At 26.5% G+C, this 2,219-nt stretch carries 3 protein-coding genes; all 3 read right to left on the bottom strand.

From position 1 onward, the window contains the following. Positions 1-433 (bottom strand): phosphotransferase (locus tag ACTT83_RS06325; RefSeq protein WP_440919237.1); only part of this gene is annotated, 433 nt, incomplete at its 3' end. Continuing rightward, positions 434-1,378, bottom strand: a complete 945-nt coding sequence (ispH, locus tag ACTT83_RS06320) for a 4-hydroxy-3-methylbut-2-enyl diphosphate reductase (protein WP_440919236.1) — start codon at positions 1,376-1,378, stop codon at positions 434-436. Further along, positions 1,359-2,219 (bottom strand): Brp/Blh family beta-carotene 15,15'-dioxygenase (locus ACTT83_RS06315; RefSeq protein WP_440919235.1); only part of this gene is annotated, 861 nt, incomplete at its 5' end. The genes ACTT83_RS06315 and ispH, both read right to left, overlap by 20 nt.

The following is a 2,219-nucleotide window of genomic DNA, read 5'->3' as shown; positions in this document are numbered from 1 at the left end:
TATTCATTGAGTTTTTTCTAAACAATCTTATTTTTTTCGAGGAAGAGTGCATTTGAGCTACAGTTTTTCCAATATCATAACAATTCTTCAAACTAAGATTTTTTTTATCTTTTCCATCAAGAAATGAAACAACACAAGCAACCTTATTCTTTATTTTAAACAGATATTTTCTATCACGATTTTTCAATGGTTTTGGACATCTTATCTTTAGATCATTTAGTTGATCCATTAATTTCATAAAAAAAGGTATTTCTTTTTTTTGAACTCTTTTTTCGAATATAGTTAATATAAATTTATTGTTTTTTGATTTTAATAAATAATTAGTATTTTCAATACCTTGTTTTATACCTTTAAAACTTAAAAATTTTTGATTTTCAAATTTTTTATTAATATACGAAATATCTTTCTTATTTATCTTAGTGTAAACAGCCATTTAATTTAATTTTTTCGGAACACGAAAAACAACGTTTTCTTTTATAATTTCCACTTCTTCTATAGTGACTGTAAATTTATTTTTCAATTCTTTAATGAAATTTTCGACAAGTATTTCAGGGGCAGACGCACCAGATGAAATTCCGATTATATTTGAATTTTCAATTAAGTTGAATGGAATTTCACTTTGTGAGTGGATCAGTATTGAGTTTTCACACCCCGACTTTTTAGCAACCTCTACAAGTCTTACTGAGTTAGATGAATTTCGACTGCCAATAACAAAAAACAGATCACACTTTTTTGCAATGTTTTTAACAGCCATTTGTCTATTAGTTGTTGCATAACAAATATCCTCTTTTGCAGGCTCTTTAATATTTGAAAATTTTTCTTTAAGTATTGATATTATATCTTTTGTATCATCTACTGATAGAGTTGTTTGAGTAACATAGGCAATCTTTTCAAAATTTTTTGGATCATAATTATTGGCTTCGTCCTCATTTTGGATAAGATCGATAGATCCTTTAGGCAGTTGCCCCATTGTTCCAATTACCTCAGGATGATTTTCATGCCCTATTAAAATTAAATGGTATCCAGCCTTATGAAGATTTTCAGCCTCTCTATGAACTTTAGAAACCAAGGGACATGTTGCATCAACATAAGTCATATTATAGTTTTTTGCATCTTGTGGAATTTTTTTTGGAACACCGTGTGCAGAAAAAATAACTGGTCTTGTTTTGTCTTCAATTTCTTCAAGCTCTTCCACAAATATTGCACCTTTATTCCTTAGGTCATCAACAACAAATTTATTGTGAACTATTTCATGTCTAACGTAAACTGGAGAACCATACTTTTGAATTGATTTTTCAACAATTTCAATTGCTCGTTCAACACCGGCGCAAAATCCTCGTGGAGCAGATAACAATATTTTAAGCTCTTTGTTTTTCATTTTTATCTAAAAGATACTCAAGTAATATATGTGGAAATGTTAAAGACGCCAAACCTATAAAAATGACTTTAATAATCGAGTTATCAAAATTATATTTAAAATTGAGCAAATAAATACCAACTAAACAAATAATAGCAGTTAAAATAGTAAGTGGCATAGCCTTTTTAATAAAAATCAATAACCCATTTTTAATATTATTATTATCTAATTCGTAAATTAATGTGATGCTATGTCTTACAGAATGTAAAAAGCAAAAATATGCCGTAAATGCTATTAAAGGAGAGAGATAGTAATTTAAAATCAATATAGAAAAATAATCAAAAAAAATAGAAAAATTTTTAAAAGTAAATTTTTTAATAAACAAAATAATACTTGAAATAGAACTTAAGATTATCCCTAAATCTATTAATCTATTATTCTCAATAAAACTTAAACTTGAATAAAAATTTTCATTATCAATCAATAATAATTTAAATATCGATATAGTTTCATCAAAATGAAAATATAATGGTGCCAAAATAACGAGAGATCCCTTTAGAAAATACAATATCCCAATAAAGTGTGAATTATAGTTATGCAAAAATTGTGTATCCTCTTTACCAAAATGATATGAGGCAACCAGTAGAAATATTATTAACAAGATAGATGGTATAAAAATCCAAAGTGCTACAACCATTACAGCTAATAAGATATATGAAAGATAAAATAGAGATATATTTTCAATTTTAAAAATCTTTAGAAGCTTACCACCTTTGACATGATCCAAAGACCCATGTGATACACCAATAATTAAAATTAAAAATAAGCAAAATAATGGTGACAATATAAAGTTACTAAATTT

Source organism: Candidatus Pelagibacter sp., assembly GCF_052049775.1.
In the GTDB taxonomy this organism is placed as follows: Bacteria; Pseudomonadota; Alphaproteobacteria; order Pelagibacterales; family Pelagibacteraceae; genus Pelagibacter.
Note: the sequence above shows the minus strand (reverse complement) of the source record. Positions and strands in the feature narration are given on the sequence as shown.

Coding starts and splice junctions, on each gene's coding strand:
- ispH (WP_440919236.1), bottom strand. CDS start 1,378: ATGAAAAACAAAGAGCTTAAAATATTGTTATCTGCTCCACGAGGATTT.